This is a genomic window from Vibrio hibernica (assembly GCF_015223435.1).
Classification (GTDB): Bacteria; Pseudomonadota; Gammaproteobacteria; order Enterobacterales; family Vibrionaceae; genus Vibrio; species Vibrio hibernica.
Window position 1 is genome coordinate 1 of the sequence record NZ_VHKO01000048.1, and the last position, 18,136, is coordinate 18,136.

The window sequence follows — 18,136 nt, forward strand, 5'->3', positions numbered from 1 at the left end:
TTCAATCGCTGCTGTGGTATTTTTACCCCCAACAGTAATTGCTAGCATTTATGGGATGAACTTTGCCGCTATGCCTGAATTAGAGTGGGCTTATGGATATCCATTCGCCTTATCTGTCATGGTCGCTTCTGGTTTTGCGCCTTACCTTTACTTTAAACGAAAGGGATGGTTAAAGTAGCCATAAAAAAAGCCAATGTAATTTCTTACATTGGCTCTTCATTACTTTGACTCATCTAGTTTTTATTTAACTCCAGCACTTCCGCATCAAGTTGAGCTAACTTATCTTTCATTTGATTACGGCACTCTTTTAGTAATTGGCGAACATTCTCTTTACTGTAGTCATTGGTATCAATGGCTGGTAGCATTTCGACAATAACATGACCATTGTTCCAACGGTTTAATTTTACTTTATCAGTACTACTGCAGATGATAGGAACAATGGGAACTTGCGCTGCAATTGCGGCATGAAAAGCGCCTGTTTTAAAAGGCAGTAAACCTCGTCCACGAGAACGAGTCCCTTCTGGAAACATCCAAACCGATACTTTATTTTTCTTTATTTGCTCCGCTATCTGCCCAATCGTTCCGGCCGCTTTGGTTCGATTCGCTCGATCAATTAAAATATTACCCGTTAACCAATAAAGTTGACCAAATAGAGGCAACCACACTAAGCTTTTCTTACCAACCGTCACTGCATTTGGAGTTAACGCTGCTGAAATTGTAAATAAATCCCAATTATTTTGATGGTTACCTAAATAGATATGCTGACCTCTTTCATTCACATTTTCAGGTACTCTTAATTCTAATGTAATACCAAACACTGTCGACATACGAGCAAACATACGCCCAAAAGTGTATACATGGCGAGGGTTCCGTGGACTAAGTAAACAATACCCACAACCGAATATAAACATCAATACAGCAAAAATCGCCACAGCAATAATACGCAGCAAAGCAATCATTTGAGTTCTCCAATCACATTTATTTCAGGCATCTAGAATTAGATACAAAATAATAAAAAAGCTGAAATCTTAAGACTTCAGCTTCCTAATGTAGGGTATCTTACCCGAAATGTGCTCTTTACCCAAAATAATTGGATATCGAAACGCCATCTTAATTTACATTTAATATTACAGCGATGGTTATTTAAAAGCGCTCGATATTAGCACCCAGTTTATTGAGTTTATTTTCAATACGATCATAACCACGATCGATATGATAAATACGATCAACGATAGTTTCACCCTTTGCGATACATCCAGCAATCACTAAGCTAGCAGATGCACGTAAATCGGTTGCCATTACTTGTGCGCCCGTTAGATTATCGGTATCGCCACAAATAACTGTATTCCCTTCTATCTCTGCTTTTGCTCCCATACGCATCAACTCGGGTACGTGCATAAAACGATTTTCAAAGATAGTTTCAGTGATCACACCGCCGCCTTTCGCCATCATATTCAGTAGCGTAAATTGGGCTTGCATATCAGTAGGAAAACCAGGATGTGGCGCCGTGCGAATAGTCACCGCTTTCAATTCTCGGCCAGTCATGTCTAAGCTGATCCAATCTTCACCAGACTCAACTTTTGCACCAGCTTCTTCAAGCTTAGCCAATACAGCTTCAAGTAATGATGCTTTAGTATTTTGGCACTTCACTTTACCGCCAGAAACAGCCGCAGCAACTAAAAAGGTACCCGTTTCAATACGGTCAGCGACAACGGTATGTTTACCACCAGCTAAACGCTCAACGCCTTCAATAGTAATTGTGCCCGAACCAGCACCAGTGATTTTGGCGCCAAGTGCATTTAAGAATACGGCAGTATCTTCAATCTCAGGTTCACGTGCGGCATTTTCAAGTATCGTGGTGCCTTCAGCTAATGTTGCAGCGCACATAACCGTAATGGTCGCGCCAACAGACACTTTATCCATTACAATGTGAGCGCCCTTTAAACAGCCATCGACTTCGGCTTTCACATACCCATCTTCAAGCGTAATTGTGGCGCCTAATTGCTCTAAGCCATGAATATGAAGATCAACTGGGCGAGCACCAATAGCGCAGCCTCCTGGTAGAGAAACTTCGCCTTTACCAAAACGTGCAACTAAAGGACCTAATGCCCAAATAGAAGCTCGCATGGTTTTGACTAGATCATAAGGTGCGCAGTATTCGTTGATTGGGCCAGCGTTCACTAAGATAGTTTCATCTTCACGTGAGACTTCAGCTCCAAGACGCTTTAATAATTCCATACTGGTATCGATATCACGTAACGCCGGAACGTTACTGACCTCAACCAAGCCTTCCGATAAAATAGAAGCAAATAAAATAGGTAATGCTGCATTTTTTGCGCCAGAAATAGTTACTTCGCCTTGCAACGGGCCGGAGCCATGTACTCTAAACTTTTCCATTAAAAACCTTGATTTCTTATCTATATGACAGCAAAAGGTTACAGCGACATTAATTTTTTATCGCGTGCCCACTCTTCTGGTGTGTATGCTTTTATTGAGACAGCATGAATATCATTTCTTTGAATATACTCCATCAGCGGAGCGTAAATTAATTGCTGTTTCTTCACTCGACTCATGCTTTCAAACGTTGAGTCAACTGCAACCACTTCATAATGGCTACCTTCACCTTTGACATGTATTTCTTGCAATGCTAAAGCATCATTCAAAATTTGTTTAACTTGATTAATATCCACTTTGTCCCCTACAGCACTACACCCTTATATTTTTGGGTAGACGAGTACTCATAATTTATCGAATATGAAAAGAAAATAAGCCGTCTATATTACTCAACTCAAACAAAGTTTTCAGTTGTTCAGGCATAAAAGTCAGTATTATATGGCAATTTTGAAGTTTTGCATGCTGTATTAAATGAATAAGCATCACCATTCCAGCTGAATCGACCCTTCCGATTTTTTTTAAGCATACTTCAAAGGTTGAGTTTTTCGGCTGCCAAGCCTGTAACTGTGACCAAAGCGAGGGCACAGTATCTCGAGTAAGCATTCCAGTTATCGATGCTGAATCATCAGAATCAAATTGCCACTGTGGATGCATCATTACTTTTTAGTCTCAAAGGTAATATCTTTTTGAGCTAACTCTGCAAGCTCTTTTGTGACCGACGGGATCCCATCTTGACGAATTTTAGTGTTCCATTCTGATTGTTTGCTAGACAGCAAACTTATCCCTTCCGCTACCATGTCGTAAGCTTTCCATTCACCCGTATTTTTATTTTTTAATAACGTAAAATCGAGCTTAATGCTTGGGCGCGATGGATCAACAATCTCAACTCGAACATTGATAATACGGCGATCGCTTTCAATCGACGGTTCTTTTTCAAACTGAATTTTTTGATTGCTGTATTGAGTAAGAACTTGAGCATAAGACGTAATAAGATAGGCTCTGAATTCATTGATAAACGCTTCTACATCTTTCTTATCAGCACCACGTAAATTAGGCCCAAGTAACTTTAATGCGGCGTATTGATAATTGACATAAGGCATCATTTCTTCATCCACAATCGTTTTTAATTGATTGGGATTTTTACGAATATCGGTTTGCTCTGCTTTTAAACGCGAAAACGTTTGATCCGCCACTTGATGCATCATTTGATACGGGTTGGTTGCGTCGATATCTTTAGCCTGTAGGCCTACGCTCACCAGTACCAAGGTGATCAATGCTAATATTTGTTTTAACCAATTCATATATATTCCTTGTGGCCACTCATCTGACCTAATCACTATTTTCTAAGCTATAGTATATTTAAACGTATCGTCGCTATTATTTTTAGCATCAATTAATCTTATTCGTTTTTTCATCTTTTGAATCTGATCCTTTGACGCTGTATAACACTTGTCCGATCAAATCCTCTAACACTAATGCTGATTTAGTATCTTCAATAAAATCTCCGTTATCGAGCATTGCAATGTCGTCCATTACAAATCCAGGCACTAGGCTTACATATTGCTCACCAATCAGACCCGATGTGAGAATTTGAGCGCTGGAGGTTTCTGGGTATTGACCAAATTTACGCCCAATGGTCATGGTAACCACTGGGATATATTTCTTGGTATCTAAGCTGATATCGCTTACTTGCCCTATAACAACCCCACCAACTTTGACTGGAGAACGTACTTTCAAGTTACCTATATTATCAAAGTCAGCTTTCAATATGTAGCTGTCGGTTGGGCCAATACTCGTTACATTGGCCACTTTAAAGATCACGACTAAAATAGCTAAAATTCCAGCCAATACGAAACACCCAACCCACAATTCAATACTACGATTTTTTTTCATCGTTACTTTCCAAAGTTAAATTCTTACATACCGCCATAATCAGGCTTCGCTAATCATTAATTTATCCGCATCAATTTCCGAACATCAACGCAGTAAGAATAAAGTCTAGCCCCAATACCGCTAAAGAGGAATGAACAACCGTTCTGGTCGTAGCTCGACTGATCCCTTCAGAGGTAGGTACACAATCATAACCATTAAATAAGGCTATCCAAATAATGGTAATAGCAAAAACAAAACACTTAATTAGGCTGTTGCCAACATCGTGTCCTAAATTCACTGCAGATTGCATTGCCGACCAATAACTACCCGAATCAATCCCTTTCCATTCAACACCGACCAATTGGCCGCCCCAAATACCAACCGCCATAAAAATCATCGCTAATAATGGCATAGAGATAACACCCGCCCAGAATCTCGGTGCGATCACTCGTCTTAAAGGATCTATTGCCATCATTTCAAGGCTGGATAATTGCTCTGTTGCTTTCATCAATCCAATTTCAGCCGTTAATGCAGACCCCGCACGGCCAGCAAAAAGCAGTGCAGTCACTACCGGCCCTAATTCACGTAATAACGATAACGCCACCATTTGGCCTAAATTACCTTCAGCGCCGTAATCCACTAAAATAACATAGCCCTGTAAACTCAATACCATTCCAATAAACAAGCCAGATACGATGATGATCGCCAAAGACTGAACGCCAACGGCATAGAGTTGCTTAATCAGTAATGGGAAACTCTTTCTTGGCTGCGGTCGTCCAATTAAAGCGCCAAATAGCATCAGTGATGCTCGCCCCCAAGACTCACAAGTTTGCAAAGTATTTGCACCCAAATTAGCGATCCAGTCAAATCGATGATTGTGTGGTTTATTCACAGTCAAATAAATCCTTTTCTAGTAATTGTGCAGGGAAATGAAACGGGACGGGACCATCTTCTTTCCCTGTTAAAAACTGTTGAACTCGATCGTCATCCATACTTTCAAGTTCTTTTGGCGTACCCTGCGCGATAACTTTACCGTTCGCTAAAAGATAGACATGATCGGCAATACTCATCACTTCAGGGACATCATGCGAGACAACGACAGAGGTAATACCTAATGCATGATTCAAACGTTTGATTAACTTGACTAAAACCCCCATCGTGATCGGGTCTTGTCCGACAAAAGGTTCATCATACATAATAAGCTCTGGATCCAAGGCTATCGCTCTCGCTAATGCGGCTCGTCTTGCCATTCCACCAGACAATTCACTCGGCATTAAACCCGCAGCGCCACGTAACCCCACCGCTTCCAACTTGAGTAAAACCAAGCTTCGAATCAGTTCATCAGAAAGTTCAGTGTGTTCTTGTAGCGGAAAAGCAACATTATCGAATACCGTCATATCAGTAAATAATGCGCCCGATTGAAATAACATACTCATTTTTTTACGGACACGATAAAGCTCAGAACGTGATAACTGGGGAATATTATCACCATCAAAATCAATATCGCCATGATCTGGCAGAATTTGCCCTGCGATCAATCGTAGTAATGTCGTTTTCCCAATACCAGAAGGCCCCATTATCGCAGTAATTTTGCCTTTTGGGATCGACAAACTAATATCATCAAAAATCACTCGTTGCTGACGACGGAACGTTAACGATTTTATCGATATCAAATTACCTTCCATAAGGATCCTTTTTGCGTAATAACAAATAGAAAATATCGATGCATCATAGCCGATTAGTGATTGAGTTCAAAGTAATCTGAACGCAAGTCTGTATGACTACATTTCAAATTAAAGCGATCCAATATTATATTTAAAGGTTAATGCTATTATTTACGACAAATTATTAATAAATATGTACAAACTCTTCCATTTTCGAACCCGAGCCGTCAAAATCCGTACCTCTTGCCTAAATCACTAGATACCATCTTAAAGTATACATTTACTAGGTGGCTGATATTTCTTTAGGCTATTGATATTCATTATTTTATAAGCAGGAATACTCATGTTAATCGCGGTTGGATTACTTATTGTTGGTTTAGCATTACTTGTCTGGAGTGCTGATAAATTGGTCTATGGATCAGCTGCAGTTGCTAAAAATATGGGTATATCACCACTGGTGATCGGCATGACGATTCTGGCAATGGGATCTTCAGCGCCAGAAATGATGGTCTCAGCAACCGCGGCTTTAGATGGAAAAACAGATACCGCAATTGGTAATGTGATTGGTTCAAACATCGCGAACATTGCCTTAATTCTCGGTATTGCCGCCCTAATTAAACCACTCTCGATAGGGTCTACAATTTTACGCCGTGAATTGCCATTGATGATGATTGTTACGGTTATTGCAGGTTTTTTACTTTGGGATAATTATTTTGGTTTTTCTGAAGGTATCATCTTAATGGTGCTTTTTGTTGGCTTCATCTTAATGATGCTAAAGATCAGTAAAGAAGAGAAAAATAATAACGACGTTCTGCTTGATCAGCAAGAATCTGAAATCCCTGATGGTGTCGATAACAAAAAAGCCATTTTCTGGGTAATCGTTGGTTTAATTCTTTTATTAATATCCTCTAAATTAGTAGTTGATAATGCCGTTATCATCGCCAAGTTTTTTGGTATGAGTGATCTTATTATTGGTTTAACCATCATTGCCATTGGAACAAGTTTACCTGAACTCGCTGCATCGGTTGCGGGAGTAATGAAAGGTGAAGATGATATGGCGGTAGGTAATGTTATCGGTTCCAATATTTTTAATATTCTTGCGGTAATGGGATTACCTGGTTTAATTAATCCATCGATGATTAGCGAACATATTATGGGGCGTGATTTTTGGGTCATGCTCGGAATATCTACCTTATTAGTACTGATGGCGCTTGGAAAATCACGCCGCATCAGCAGAATTGAAGGTGGCATATTATTCGTTTGCTTTTTAGCTTATCAGGGTTATCTGTTTTACAATGTAAGTTCATAACTCAGACTCGATTTATCCAACATAGTTTAAGTATCACTCTCAAGTAACGAAGCCTGAAACAACTGGGCTTCAAATAACAAAAAATACAAACATCAGCCGTTATTTTTATCTTATTATAAAAGCGGCTGATTTCATTTTATTTCAGGTTTGTCCCTGCTATTGGTTATTCTAGGATCATTATTCATGTCAACATCATTTGATTACTGCGCTGCTGCTAACGAAGTTCTTGCAATTGAAATAGCGGGATTAACTCAATTAACGCAATACTTTGATCACAACTTTACTCAAGCTTGTGAGCTTATTTTAAATAATAGCGGCAAAGTCGTGGTTATGGGGATGGGGAAATCTGGCCACATTGGTAAAAAACTCGCAGCAACACTTGCCAGTACTGGGACTTCATCATTTTTCGTTCATCCAGGCGAAGCGAGCCATGGTGACTTGGGTATGATCAGCTCAAATGACATCGTACTCGCCATATCAAACTCAGGTGAATCATCAGAAATCCTTTCACTTTACCCTGTTCTACTGCGTCGAAACATCGCCATCATCAGTATGACTGGAAAGCCTGAATCAAACATGGCAAAACTGGCCGATCTTCATTTACAAATAACCGTACCAGAAGAAGCTTGCCCACTCGATTTAGCCCCAACTTCAAGCACAACCGCCACTTTAGTTATGGGAGATGCTCTTGCGATCTCTCTAATGAAAGCTCGTGGTTTTACTTCTGAAGATTTTGCACTATCGCATCCAGGCGGAGCGTTGGGTCGTAAATTACTCTTGAAATTATCTGATATTATGCACGCCGGCGATGCGCTGCCAACCGTGTCTAAAGACGCGCTCATTCGAGATGCGCTACTTGAAGTCTCTCAAAAAGGCTTGGGTATGACCGCGATTGTAGAATCGGATATGACCTTACTTGGCATATTTACCGATGGCGATTTACGTCGTCTACTTGACCAACGTATTGATATTCATACCACTACTATTGATCAGGTAATGAATGCAAAGCCAACTGTCGCTAACCCTAATTTATTAGCCGTAGAAGGCTTAAACATTATGCAAGAGAAAAGCATTAATGGATTAATGTTATGCCAAAATGGTAAATTAGTCGGCGCATTAAACATGCACGATCTATTAAAAGCTGGAGTAATGTAATGAATTCAACAACCTTAACCCCATACGGACAAGCACCAGACGAAATAATGACCATTGCTAAGCAAATCAAATTATTGATCTGTGACGTCGATGGTGTGTTTTCTGATGGCTTAGTTTATATGGGAAACCAAGGTGAAGAATTCAAGACATTTCATACGCGTGATGGTTACGGCGTAAAAGCACTCATGCAAGCAGATATCCATGTTGCGATCATTACGGGTAGACAATCTAAAATTGTTGAAAACCGCATGCAAGCACTAGGTATTAAGCTGATCTATCAAGGGCAAGATAACAAACTGATCGCCTATCAAGATATTATGGAAAAGCTTGACGTTATACCAAGCCAGGTGGGTTATATTGGTGATGATCTCATTGATTGGCCCGTGATGGAAAAAGTCGCACTAAAAGTCTGCGTAGCCGATGGACACCCTTTATTACTGCAACGTGCCAATTATGTGACCCATATTAGAGGTGGACATGGTGCGGTTCGTGAAGTCTGCGATCTCATCTTACAAGCAAGAAATGAGCTCGAAACCTACCAAGGACAAAGTATATGAGTTTTGCTCGGCTGATGTATTTTTTACTGTTTTTAATCGCTTGTGGTTCTGGCTATTATTTGTATGAAAAATCCACGGACAAGTCCCATCAAATTGTATTAGATAAAGAGCACCCAATGTTTACCGGCATTGATTTAAACTCAGTAAAATACACCATTGAAGGGCTTAGAGATTACAACATTTATGCCGTCTCGCTTGAAAACTATGCTCAAACTGGTGATACCGTATTTGATAAGCCCGTCCTAACCATTTATCAGCAAGGTAATATCGTAGAATGGGTGGTAAACTCAGACACGGCTGTATTAGACAAAGATCATCTACTCACGTTGACGGGGAATGTTGTCGCAACAAACCATTTACCCGATCCTAGTTTTAATACTATGAATACCGATAAGATGCTGATTCATCTAAAAAGCAAAGATTTTTCTACCGATAAAAAAGTCATCATGGTAGGACCACAATTTACCAACAGTGGCAATGCATTAAAAGGTAATTTCAGTACCAATGTTGCCACACTATTTAATCAAGTACAGGGTAAATATGAAACTCTCACACCTTAGTCTATTGATATGCTTATTAGCACCAACATCATCTTGGGCGCTCACTAGTGACCAGAAACAGCCTATTTATATCAATTCTGATAGTCAGTATCTTGATATGAAAACCAATAAAGTTACTTTTACTGGTAATGTTAAATTGACCCAAGGCAGCATCCATTTAACGGCGGATAAACTGGTTGTCATTCGGAATGCGAAAACCCAGCAATTACAAGAAATGCAAGGCTACGGAAAACCGGCCCATTTTTCTCAGAAAAGCGATGAAGGTAAATTATTAAAAGGGCAAGCAAATACCTTGGTTTATAACGTTCATACCGACAAACTCATCATGACAACCAATGCTGAGCTACACCAAGATGATAGCGTGATTAAAGGTAAGGTTATTACTTATCAAATTGGCACTCAAAACCTAGAAGCTAATAGCGGTGACGGACAACGAGTATCAACGGTTTTACAGCCAGAACAATTGGATAAAAAATAATATGGCAATACTAAAAGCAGAAAAACTAGCTAAAACTTATGGCAGCCGAAAAGTGGTCAGCGATGTGGGTTTAGAAGTGGAATCTGGCCAGATAGTTGGCTTATTAGGTCCAAATGGTGCAGGTAAAACAACGTCCTTTTATATGATTGTTGGCTTAGTTTCTCGCGATGAGGGCACCATCAGCATCGATGGTGAAGACATTAGTATTTTACCTATGCATCAGCGCTCTCGTATGGGGATTGGCTACCTACCTCAAGAGGCTTCTATTTTTCGTAAATTATCGGTCGAAGATAATATACTGGCAGTCCTACAAACTCGTGATGAATTAACCCGAGAAGAAAAACAAGATCGACTTGAAGAATTGTTAAATGAATTTAGCATTCAGCATATCCGTAAAAGCGCGGGGATGGCACTGTCTGGCGGAGAACGCCGTCGAGTAGAAATTGCCCGAGCTCTTGCCGCTAATCCTAAATTTATTTTATTGGATGAGCCATTCGCAGGGGTCGATCCTATTTCGGTTATTGATATAAAAAAAATCATTCAGCACTTACGTGACCGTGGTTTAGGTGTACTCATCACTGACCATAATGTGCGAGAAACGTTAGACGTGTGTGAGCATGCTTATATCGTGAGTCAAGGTCACCTAATTGCGAACGGCACACCAGAAGAAGTCCTCAATAATGAGCAGGTGAAAAAAGTATATTTAGGCGAAGATTTCCGTTTATAACTCAGATTTATTGCAATAAAGCCCTATGTATCCAATTGAATAGACTAAGGAATAGCATTAGTTGATTCATAGATAGGGCAAAAGTGACTCTATAAAAATAAATCAGGTGAATAAAAAGAAGCCAAGTAAACTCATCGATTCACGTATTGTTTTGTACTGAATACCATTTGAAAATACAAAATAGGGATATTCTCATTAAGGCGCTGAATATTGTATGAAGTCTTCATTACAGCTTAAATTTGGTCAAAATCTCACCATGACACCACAATTGCAACAGGCGATCCGTCTCTTGCAATTATCAACGCTTGATCTCCAGCAAGAAATTCAAGAAGCCTTAGACTCAAATCCACTACTTGAGGTAGAAGAAGCGGTAGAAGAACGTTCGGATGAAAATAATGACTCATCACCCGAGAATGAATACACCTCAACGCAAGATAAAGACCTCACAGATAGTTCTGAGCATATAGAACAATCCAATATTAGTGACGAGCTTACTATTGATGCAAGCTGGGAAGATATCTACAGCGCCAATACTGGCAGTACTGGTATAAGCGTAGATCCTGAACTGCCAATCTACCAAGGTGAAACCACTCAAACCTTACAAGACTATCTTGCTTGGCAACTTGAACTCACCCCTTTCACAGATACAGACAGAACCATTGCACACGCTATTCTTGATGGGTTAGATGAATATGGTTATCTCACTGAATCAATTGAAGATATCCAACAAAGCTTAGGCAATATTGATATTGAAATAGATGAAATCATAGCGGTTTTAAAACGCATTCAGCAATTTGATCCTCTTGGCGTCGCGTCGCGTAATTTGCAAGAATGTTTATTGTTACAACTCAAAATTTACCCAGAAGAAACTCCATGGTTAAATGAAGCACGAATAATTCTTGAGCAACATATTGATCTGTTAGGTAATCGTGATTACAAACTAATCAGTCGAAAGACAAAGCTAAAAGAAGAAGAATTAGCGCAAATATTACAGTTAATTCAACAACTCGATCCTCGTCCTGGCAATAGTATTACTACGGATGATACGGAATATGTGATTCCCGATGTTTCAGTATTTAAAGAAAAAGGAAAATGGTCAGTTTCGATCAATCCAGACAGTGTTCCGCGCTTAAAGGTTAATCAGCAATACGCCGCAATGGGAAAAGGCAATAGTGCGGATAGCCAATATATTCGCTCCCATGTGCAAGAAGCGAAATGGTTAATCAAAAGCTTAGACAGCAGAAATGAGACCTTGCTTAAGGTCGCAAGATGTATAGTTAAACATCAACAGAACTTCTTTGAGCATGGTGAAGAAGCCATGAAACCAATGGTTTTGAATGATATTGCCCTCGATGTTGATATGCACGAATCCACAATATCTCGAGTTACCACACAAAAATATATGCACACTCCAAGAGGGGTTTTCGAATTAAAGTACTTCTTTTCAAGTCATGTGAGTACCGATGCAGGTGGTGAATGTTCATCAACGGCAATTCGAGCGTTAATTAAAAAATTAGTTGCCGAAGAAGACAGCAAAAAACCGCTAAGTGATAATAAAATTGCTACACTTTTAGTAGAGCAAGGTATTCAAGTCGCACGTAGAACCGTCGCTAAATATCGAGAGTCACTGAGCATTGCTCCTTCTAGTCAGCGAAAACGCCTACTGTAACTCGGGCACATGAAAAGGAAAATTCTATGCAAATAAATATTACGGGGCATCATGTAGAACTTACCGATGCTTTAAATGAATATGTGAATACCAAATTCCAAAAGCTAGAACGATTCTTTGAACATATCAATAATACCCACGTTGTATTACGGGTTGAAAAATCACAACAAATAGCGGAAGCAACCTTACACGTCAATAATGGAGAAATCCACGCATCCTCGCAAAACGAAAATATGTATGTTTCAATAGACGATCTAATCGATAAACTGACACGTCAGTTGAATAAACACAAAGAGAAACTAAGTAGCCATTAACTATGCAATTAAATGAAGTACTTTCTCTGGACTGCACCAAGAGCGCAGTCCAGTGTACCAGTAAAAAACGTGCCTTAGAGATCATCAGTGAACTTGCTGCTATACACAGTGGGTTAGATTCAACCCAACTGTTTGAATGCATGCTCAATCGTGAAAAAGTAGGCACCACAGGTATTGGAAATGGTATTGCGATTCCTCACGGGCGTATTCTAGACAGTGATAAAGCGATTGCCGTTTTACTTCAATGTGAACAACCTATTGACTTTAGCTCGATAGATAACCGTCCTGTTGATATTCTTTTTGCTTTATTGGTGCCAGACTCCCAATGTAAAACACATTTGAAAACATTGGCATTAATGGCCGAGAAACTGAATGACAAAGCCACATTAAAACAGCTTCGAAATGCCACATCCGATCAAGACTTGTATGACATTATGACTCAAGGTTAAGCATGACAACCCCATTAAATAATATGCGAATTATCATTATCAGTGGTCAATCTGGTGCAGGGAAGAGTGTCGCCCTACGAGTATTAGAAGATTTAGGATATTATTGTGTCGATAACTTACCAGTCAATTTACTGGATGATTTTGTCGCATCAGTCCAATCAACTAAAAAAAACAGCAGTCAACAAAATGTTGCCGTCAGTATTGATATTCGTAACCTGCCACAAGATCCAACCCTCGTATCAACAACCTTACAGCAATTGAAGCAAACTCATGATGTCAATGTTCTGTTTCTTGATGCAGATGAAAGTACTTTGCTTAAGCGATATAGTGAAACAAGACGTATTCATCCTTTATCTATGATGGGTGAAAAACTATCGTTAGAACAAGCGATTGAATTAGAGAAAAATCTATTACTTAATTTAAAAGAAGAAGCTGACCTTGTATTAGACAGCAGTAATCTTTCTCTACATGAACTCAGTGAAACGGTGAGAATTCGAGTTCAAGGTAGAGAGTCCAAAGATCTGGTCATGGTATTTGAATCTTTTGGCTTTAAGTATGGTTTACCCAATGATGCCGATTATGTTTTTGATGTTCGATTCTTACCTAACCCACATTGGGTACCAGAATTGCGGCCTTTAACAGGGCTTGATCAACCTATTATTGATTTCCTCGGCGCTCAATCTGAAGTGATAGAACTGCATAACAGTATTGAACAATTTATTAGCCAATGGTTACCTTTATTAGAAAAGAACAATCGTAGCTATTTAACCGTCGCGATTGGCTGTACAGGTGGTAAGCATCGCTCTGTCTATATAACGCAAAAACTAGCCGAGCACTTCAAAGCATTGGGCCATCAAGTTCAGGTTCGTCATACATCGCTTGAGAAAAATAAATGAAGCCACTCAATGAGAGTAATCACCACGAAAATATCATTGTATCTCCGATCTCCAAAGCAGTCTCCACAGAAGCTCCCTCTTCAGAAAAAGATGATCGCTGCAGCCAAACGGTATTAATTCAAAATCGGCTAGGTTTGCATGCGCGTGCAGCGATTAAGCTTGTGGAACTAGCACAAAGTTTTGATGCTCAGGTCACAATTAGCAACGGCGATAAAGAAGTCATTGCTGATGGGGTTATGGGCTTATTATTGCTCGAATCAGCTCAAGGTCAACGTGTCACCATTCAAGCAAAAGGCACACAAGCCTCCCAAGCACTCACCGCAGTATGCGCGCTAATTGAACAAAAATTCGACGAAGAAGAATAAACACCTCTGATAACTCCTCTTTGTTATTGATTTTTTATTCTAGCGACAGGAAATAAATGACAATTTATACATAATTACGCTAAGATTCAGCGCACAAGTGACCGCTCCTCTGGTTACTTACCCCCCACTATTTTTTCGTTCTGGAGGCGAGTATGGCTGAACAATTAGAGTTTGAACTCACCCACCAAACCCTCCAAGAAGTCAGTGAAGCGATCGAAGAAGGTCGTTTTGTCCATGTCCGCCGTCAACTTCAGGACATGGAACCAGAAGATATTGCCCATCTTCTTGAAGCTTCCCCACATAAAAGCCGTGACGTATTATGGCAACTTACCGATCCTGAAGATTATGGTGAGATCCTAGACGAATTATCGGAAGACATTAAAGACAACATCGTATCCAAAATGGCGCCAGAAAAGCTGGCTGAAGCCACAGAGGGCATGGATACCGATGATGTCGCTTACGTTCTGCGTAGTTTGCCTGATGATGTCTCTCGTGAAGTCCTTGATCAAATGGACATTGCAGATCGTCAACGTGTTGAAACCGCATTATCCTACTCGGAGGACTCTGCTGGTGCTCTAATGAACACCGATGTTATTACGATTCGTAGTGACGTCGATGTCGATGTGGTTTTACGGTATTTGCGTATGAAAGGCGATTTACCACAAAATACCGATGCTTTATACGTCATTGATAGCGACAATAAATTGACTGGCCATTTATCACTGACCAATCTTATTACCGCTCAAACCGATGCTTCTATTGTTGATTTAATGGAAGATGCCGATGAAGCTATCTCCGTTGAAACCAGTGCTACTGATATTGCGAGCCTATTTGAACGTCGTAATTGGGTATCAGCGCCAGTAGTTAATGCTGAAGGTCACCTTGTTGGTCGTATTACCATCGATGATGTGGTTGATATTATTCGTGAAGATGCCGAACACTCAATGATGAGCATGGCGGGTCTTGATGATGATGAAGATACCTTTGCCCCGGTGGTTAAATCAGTCCGCCGTCGTAGTATTTGGTTAGGCGCCAATGTCTTATCCGCTTTAGCTGCTGCTTCTGTATCCAATATGTTTGAAGGCACGTTAGCTCAAATGGCGTCTGTTGCGGTATTAATGACTATTGTACCGTCAATGGGTGGTGTCGCCGGCAATCAAACGGTTGCTCTAGTTATTCGTGGTTTAGCCCTTGGTCATATTGGTAGCACTAACCAACGATCACTATTATTCAAAGAAGCTTCCATCGGCTTACTCAACGGTATCCTTTGGGCGCTAATTATTGGTGCTATTGTCGTATTCTGGAAAGGTAGTTTGGTTTTAGGGTTAATCATGTCAGCTGCAATGTTAGCCAATTTATTGGCCGCCGGTATTGCAGGGGTGAGTATTCCGATTTTCCTGAAAAAAATGAATATCGATCCAGCTCTCGCGGGAGGAATGGCACTAACAACGGTGACGGATATGGTTGGTTTATCGGCATTCTTAGGGTTAGCCAGCTTGATGATTAAGCTGAACTTGATATAAAAAAGAACCAAGACTCTGGCTCCTAAACTGGATAGATTAAAGCAAAAGCACTCTCGCTTTTGCTTTATCATTTTTTCGAATTCAAACCTATCACTCCCTTGCGGCTCGAATTCGCTTTATACCTTTACTCTCCCGCCACTTTCATCGATTCAATTAAAATAGAACCCGTTTGAATTTGTGAGCGCGTTTCAATATCTCGGCCAACCGCCACAATATTAGTAAACATATCTTTTAAGTTACCGGCTATCGTGATCTCAGAAACTGGGAATTGGATCTCACCATTTTCTACCCAAAACCCTGCAGCGCCACGAGAGTAATCGCCTGTCACTGTATTAACGCCCTGTCCCATCAACTCAGTAACGACAAGACCAGTACCTAACATTTTTAACATACCAGCGAAATCTGGACCATTAGTTTTCACAAACCAGTTATGGATACCACCAGCATGACCAGTAGGGGTCATATTCATTTTACGCGCCGCATAACTGGTTAATAGATAGGTTGATAACACGCCATCTGTAATGATTTGTTTGTCTTGAGTAAACACACCTTCATTATCAAATGCACTCGAAGCCAAACCACGCAGTACATGGGGTTTTTCTTCAACATTAAACCAATCGGGTAAAATTTTCTCACCGAGCTTATCGAGTAAAAATGACGATTTACGATATAAATTGCCACCACTGATTGCCATCACCAAATGGCCTAACAGACCTGTTGCGACATCTGCTTGAAATAGCACTGGGAATTGACCAGTTTTAACGCGCTTGGCATCTAAGCGACTCACGGTTTTTTGCGCCGCTTCTAAGCCAACTTGTTCTGGTGTCCATAGTTCATCTTTGTGACGCGCCATGGTATAGCTGTAATCGCGCTCCATCTCACCATTTTTACCAGCCCCAATCACGCTACAGCTTAAACTATGACGGCTGGATGCATGGCTGGCGATCAATCCATGGCTATTACCATAAACTCGAATACCATAATGACTATCGTAACTGGCACCATCGCTTTGCTTAATCTTGTCACTATAAGCCAACGCTGCTTGTTCAGCACGGATCGCCAGTTCTGAAGCATAATCAGGATTGGGTTCATCTGGATGAAATAAATCCAAATCAGGAATATGTTTCACCATTAATTCTTTTGGCGCAGGTCCTGCGTAAGGATCTTTTGAGGTATAACTCGCAATGTCTAATGCCGCTTCTACTGCTTTTTGAATGGCAGCATCACTTAAATCAGACGTTGAAGCACTTCCCTTACATTGACCTCGGTACACTGTGATACCCAATGCTCCATCACTATTGAATTCGACGTTCTCTACTTCGCAGTCATGACTGGAGACACTGATTCCCGTCGTTTTAGTAATTGCGACTTCTGCCGCATCTGCACTCACTTTTGCCATCTCTAAAGCTTTTGATACGGCAATTTCTAATTCAATTTTTTGTTGAGCAATCTGCTGCTTTGCGTCCATAACAACTCTTATTCATCTTTTTTGAAAATAATACGCATAGAATAACAAGCTTTTCACTTTATCCCCAAAATTCTTGCTAAAATAACCAGTAAGTTCACCAAATAAGTAGAAAATTATGGCTCGTAAGAATCAAAAAGCGCCTTGGGAAGAAGAAGAGGAAATCATCTGGGTCAGTAAAACCGAGATGAAAGAAGATATGAGTGCTTTACAAGCACTGGGTGAAGAGTTGGTTGGGCTGAAATCATCATCGTTGGACAAATTTCCAATCAGCGATGATCTACGTCAAGCTATCGATAATGCCCAACGTTTTAAGAACGAAGCAAAACGTCGCCAGTTACAATACATTGGCAAGCTGATGCGCCAAATTGATCCAGCTCCAATTCAAGCGGAACTGGATAAATTACGCAATAAACATTCTCAAGCCACCGCTGAATTGCATAAGCTTGAGCAAACGCGCGATCGTATTGTCACCGATGTGGATCCAGCGATTGAGAACGTCATGGACTTATATCCAGATGCGGATCGTCAACGTTTACGCCAACTCGCTCGTCAAGCTCAAAAAGAAAAAGCCAGTAATAAACCGCCAAAAGCTTCACGTGAGATCTTCCAGATATTGAAAGAACTTAAAGAAGCAACGGAATCAGAAGAGTCAGAAGAAAGTTAAATCAAGGTACTAGATAACCTGAACTCTGGATAATTTAAGCTAAACAAGCGATCCTAGGATCGCTTGTTTTCT

23 protein-coding genes are annotated in these 18,136 nt (G+C 40.3%); 14 read left to right on the forward strand and 9 right to left on the reverse strand.

Going from position 1 to position 18,136, the window contains the following annotated elements; translation table 11 throughout:
- The first annotated feature begins 13 nt into the window (after positions 1-13).
- Entirely contained in the window at positions 14-178 is a 165-nt protein-coding gene (locus tag FH976_RS13095) for a CorA family divalent cation transporter (RefSeq protein WP_456119765.1), read from the forward strand.
- A 55-nt stretch (positions 179-233) separates the two neighbouring features.
- Here the strand turns inward: FH976_RS13095 and FH976_RS13100 are convergent, their stop codons facing one another.
- From FH976_RS13100 to mlaF, 8 genes are all read right to left on the reverse strand, one after another.
- Positions 234-959 carry a 1-acylglycerol-3-phosphate O-acyltransferase gene (locus FH976_RS13100; RefSeq protein ID WP_194091287.1) on the reverse strand — a complete coding sequence of 242 codons (726 nt, stop codon included), beginning with the start codon at positions 957-959 and terminating at the stop codon, positions 234-236.
- A gap of 184 nt (positions 960-1,143) precedes the next feature.
- The gene (gene murA / locus FH976_RS13105) at positions 1,144-2,397 is read right to left on the reverse strand and encodes a UDP-N-acetylglucosamine 1-carboxyvinyltransferase (protein ID WP_194091288.1); all 1,254 of its coding nucleotides are present in this window, start codon (positions 2,395-2,397) and stop codon (positions 1,144-1,146) included.
- A 38-nt stretch (positions 2,398-2,435) separates the two neighbouring features.
- A complete protein-coding gene (gene ibaG / locus FH976_RS13110) occupies positions 2,436-2,690 on the reverse strand; it encodes a BolA family iron metabolism protein IbaG (protein ID WP_194091289.1) in 255 nt (84 codons plus the stop codon).
- Between the two features lie 55 nt (positions 2,691-2,745).
- Positions 2,746-3,051 (reverse strand): STAS domain-containing protein, encoded by a 306-nt coding sequence (locus FH976_RS13115; protein WP_194091290.1) that lies wholly within the window; start codon positions 3,049-3,051, stop codon positions 2,746-2,748.
- Entirely contained in the window at positions 3,051-3,695 is a 645-nt protein-coding gene (mlaC, locus tag FH976_RS13120) for a phospholipid-binding protein MlaC (RefSeq protein ID WP_194091291.1), read from the reverse strand. The genes FH976_RS13115 and mlaC overlap by 1 nt, the downstream gene beginning before the upstream one ends.
- 88 nt (positions 3,696-3,783) lie before the next feature.
- The gene (mlaD, locus tag FH976_RS13125) at positions 3,784-4,287 is read right to left on the reverse strand and encodes an outer membrane lipid asymmetry maintenance protein MlaD (protein WP_194091292.1); all 504 of its coding nucleotides are present in this window, start codon (positions 4,285-4,287) and stop codon (positions 3,784-3,786) included.
- Between the two features lie 70 nt (positions 4,288-4,357).
- Positions 4,358-5,125, reverse strand: a complete 768-nt coding sequence (gene mlaE, locus FH976_RS13130; RefSeq protein WP_407701649.1) for a lipid asymmetry maintenance ABC transporter permease subunit MlaE — start codon at positions 5,123-5,125, stop codon at positions 4,358-4,360.
- Between the two features lie 25 nt (positions 5,126-5,150).
- The gene (gene mlaF / locus FH976_RS13135) at positions 5,151-5,951 is read right to left on the reverse strand and encodes a phospholipid ABC transporter ATP-binding protein MlaF (RefSeq protein WP_194091294.1); all 801 of its coding nucleotides are present in this window, start codon (positions 5,949-5,951) and stop codon (positions 5,151-5,153) included.
- Positions 5,952-6,273: 322 nt separating this feature from the next.
- Between mlaF and FH976_RS13140 the strand changes: the two genes are divergently transcribed.
- The 12 genes from FH976_RS13140 to mgtE all read left to right on the forward strand — a co-directional run bounded on the left by FH976_RS13140 (position 6,274) and on the right by mgtE (position 15,932).
- On the forward strand, positions 6,274-7,239 hold the full coding sequence (locus tag FH976_RS13140) for a calcium/sodium antiporter (RefSeq protein ID WP_194091295.1): 966 nt from the start codon (positions 6,274-6,276) through the stop codon (positions 7,237-7,239).
- Positions 7,240-7,422: 183 nt separating this feature from the next.
- A complete protein-coding gene (locus FH976_RS13145) occupies positions 7,423-8,394 on the forward strand; it encodes a KpsF/GutQ family sugar-phosphate isomerase (RefSeq protein ID WP_194091296.1) in 972 nt (323 codons plus the stop codon).
- Entirely contained in the window at positions 8,394-8,951 is a 558-nt protein-coding gene (gene kdsC / locus FH976_RS13150) for a 3-deoxy-manno-octulosonate-8-phosphatase KdsC (protein ID WP_194091297.1), read from the forward strand. The genes FH976_RS13145 and kdsC overlap by 1 nt, the downstream gene beginning before the upstream one ends.
- Positions 8,948-9,511 carry an LPS export ABC transporter periplasmic protein LptC gene (lptC, locus tag FH976_RS13155; RefSeq protein ID WP_194091298.1) on the forward strand — a complete coding sequence of 188 codons (564 nt, stop codon included), beginning with the start codon at positions 8,948-8,950 and terminating at the stop codon, positions 9,509-9,511. The genes kdsC and lptC overlap by 4 nt, the downstream gene beginning before the upstream one ends.
- Entirely contained in the window at positions 9,492-9,989 is a 498-nt protein-coding gene (gene lptA / locus FH976_RS13160; RefSeq protein ID WP_194091299.1) for a lipopolysaccharide transport periplasmic protein LptA, read from the forward strand. The genes lptC and lptA overlap by 20 nt, the downstream gene beginning before the upstream one ends.
- A 1-nt stretch (position 9,990) precedes the next feature.
- Positions 9,991-10,716 carry an LPS export ABC transporter ATP-binding protein gene (lptB, locus tag FH976_RS13165; RefSeq protein WP_194091300.1) on the forward strand — a complete coding sequence of 242 codons (726 nt, stop codon included), beginning with the start codon at positions 9,991-9,993 and terminating at the stop codon, positions 10,714-10,716.
- 214 nt (positions 10,717-10,930) lie between these two features.
- On the forward strand, positions 10,931-12,385 hold the full coding sequence (locus FH976_RS13170) for an RNA polymerase factor sigma-54 (RefSeq protein ID WP_194091301.1): 1,455 nt from the start codon (positions 10,931-10,933) through the stop codon (positions 12,383-12,385).
- Positions 12,386-12,411: 26 nt separating this feature from the next.
- Positions 12,412-12,699 (forward strand): ribosome hibernation promoting factor, encoded by a 288-nt coding sequence (gene hpf, locus FH976_RS13175; protein ID WP_194091302.1) that lies wholly within the window; start codon positions 12,412-12,414, stop codon positions 12,697-12,699.
- A 2-nt stretch (positions 12,700-12,701) separates the two neighbouring features.
- A complete protein-coding gene (gene ptsN / locus FH976_RS13180) occupies positions 12,702-13,148 on the forward strand; it encodes a PTS IIA-like nitrogen regulatory protein PtsN (RefSeq protein WP_194091303.1) in 447 nt (148 codons plus the stop codon).
- Positions 13,149-13,171: 23 nt separating this feature from the next.
- Positions 13,172-14,044 (forward strand): RNase adapter RapZ, encoded by an 873-nt coding sequence (rapZ, locus tag FH976_RS13185; protein ID WP_194091308.1) that lies wholly within the window; start codon positions 13,172-13,174, stop codon positions 14,042-14,044.
- 47 nt (positions 14,045-14,091) lie between these two features.
- Positions 14,092-14,409 carry an HPr family phosphocarrier protein gene (locus tag FH976_RS15950; RefSeq protein WP_324187436.1) on the forward strand — a complete coding sequence of 106 codons (318 nt, stop codon included), beginning with the start codon at positions 14,092-14,094 and terminating at the stop codon, positions 14,407-14,409.
- Positions 14,410-14,561: 152 nt separating this feature from the next.
- Complete coding sequence (gene mgtE / locus FH976_RS13195) at positions 14,562-15,932, forward strand: magnesium transporter (protein WP_194091305.1); 1,371 nt, start codon at positions 14,562-14,564, stop codon at positions 15,930-15,932.
- A 124-nt stretch (positions 15,933-16,056) separates the two neighbouring features.
- Here mgtE and pmbA read toward each other — a convergent pair whose 3' ends face one another.
- Positions 16,057-17,400, reverse strand: a complete 1,344-nt coding sequence (gene pmbA / locus FH976_RS13200; RefSeq protein ID WP_194091306.1) for a metalloprotease PmbA — start codon at positions 17,398-17,400, stop codon at positions 16,057-16,059.
- Between the two features lie 115 nt (positions 17,401-17,515).
- Here pmbA and yjgA point away from each other — a divergent pair, with 115 nt between their 5' ends.
- Complete coding sequence (gene yjgA / locus FH976_RS13205) at positions 17,516-18,064, forward strand: ribosome biogenesis factor YjgA (RefSeq protein WP_194091307.1); 549 nt, start codon at positions 17,516-17,518, stop codon at positions 18,062-18,064.
- The last annotated feature ends 72 nt before the right edge of the window (positions 18,065-18,136 follow it).

Excerpts from the sequence above, each read along its gene's own strand:
- FH976_RS13100 (WP_194091287.1), bottom strand. The coding sequence starts at position 959 with ATGATTGCTTTGCTGCGTATTATTGCTGTGGCGATTTTTGCTGTATTG.
- murA (WP_194091288.1), bottom strand. The coding sequence starts at position 2,397 with ATGGAAAAGTTTAGAGTACATGGCTCCGGCCCGTTGCAAGGCGAAGTA.
- FH976_RS13115 (WP_194091290.1), bottom strand. The coding sequence starts at position 3,051 with ATGATGCATCCACAGTGGCAATTTGATTCTGATGATTCAGCATCGATA.
- mlaC (WP_194091291.1), bottom strand. The coding sequence starts at position 3,695 with ATGAATTGGTTAAAACAAATATTAGCATTGATCACCTTGGTACTGGTG.
- mlaD (WP_194091292.1), bottom strand. The coding sequence starts at position 4,287 with ATGAAAAAAAATCGTAGTATTGAATTGTGGGTTGGGTGTTTCGTATTG.
- mlaF (WP_194091294.1), bottom strand. The coding sequence starts at position 5,951 with ATGGAAGGTAATTTGATATCGATAAAATCGTTAACGTTCCGTCGTCAG.
- FH976_RS13140 (WP_194091295.1), top strand. The coding sequence starts at position 6,274 with ATGTTAATCGCGGTTGGATTACTTATTGTTGGTTTAGCATTACTTGTC.
- FH976_RS13145 (WP_194091296.1), top strand. The coding sequence starts at position 7,423 with ATGTCAACATCATTTGATTACTGCGCTGCTGCTAACGAAGTTCTTGCA.
- kdsC (WP_194091297.1), top strand. The coding sequence starts at position 8,394 with ATGAATTCAACAACCTTAACCCCATACGGACAAGCACCAGACGAAATA.
- lptC (WP_194091298.1), top strand. The coding sequence starts at position 8,948 with ATGAGTTTTGCTCGGCTGATGTATTTTTTACTGTTTTTAATCGCTTGT.
- lptA (WP_194091299.1), top strand. The coding sequence starts at position 9,492 with ATGAAACTCTCACACCTTAGTCTATTGATATGCTTATTAGCACCAACA.
- lptB (WP_194091300.1), top strand. The coding sequence starts at position 9,991 with ATGGCAATACTAAAAGCAGAAAAACTAGCTAAAACTTATGGCAGCCGA.
- FH976_RS13170 (WP_194091301.1), top strand. The coding sequence starts at position 10,931 with ATGAAGTCTTCATTACAGCTTAAATTTGGTCAAAATCTCACCATGACA.
- hpf (WP_194091302.1), top strand. The coding sequence starts at position 12,412 with ATGCAAATAAATATTACGGGGCATCATGTAGAACTTACCGATGCTTTA.
- ptsN (WP_194091303.1), top strand. The coding sequence starts at position 12,702 with ATGCAATTAAATGAAGTACTTTCTCTGGACTGCACCAAGAGCGCAGTC.
- rapZ (WP_194091308.1), top strand. The coding sequence starts at position 13,172 with ATGCGAATTATCATTATCAGTGGTCAATCTGGTGCAGGGAAGAGTGTC.
- mgtE (WP_194091305.1), top strand. The coding sequence starts at position 14,562 with ATGGCTGAACAATTAGAGTTTGAACTCACCCACCAAACCCTCCAAGAA.
- pmbA (WP_194091306.1), bottom strand. The coding sequence starts at position 17,400 with ATGGACGCAAAGCAGCAGATTGCTCAACAAAAAATTGAATTAGAAATT.
- yjgA (WP_194091307.1), top strand. The coding sequence starts at position 17,516 with ATGGCTCGTAAGAATCAAAAAGCGCCTTGGGAAGAAGAAGAGGAAATC.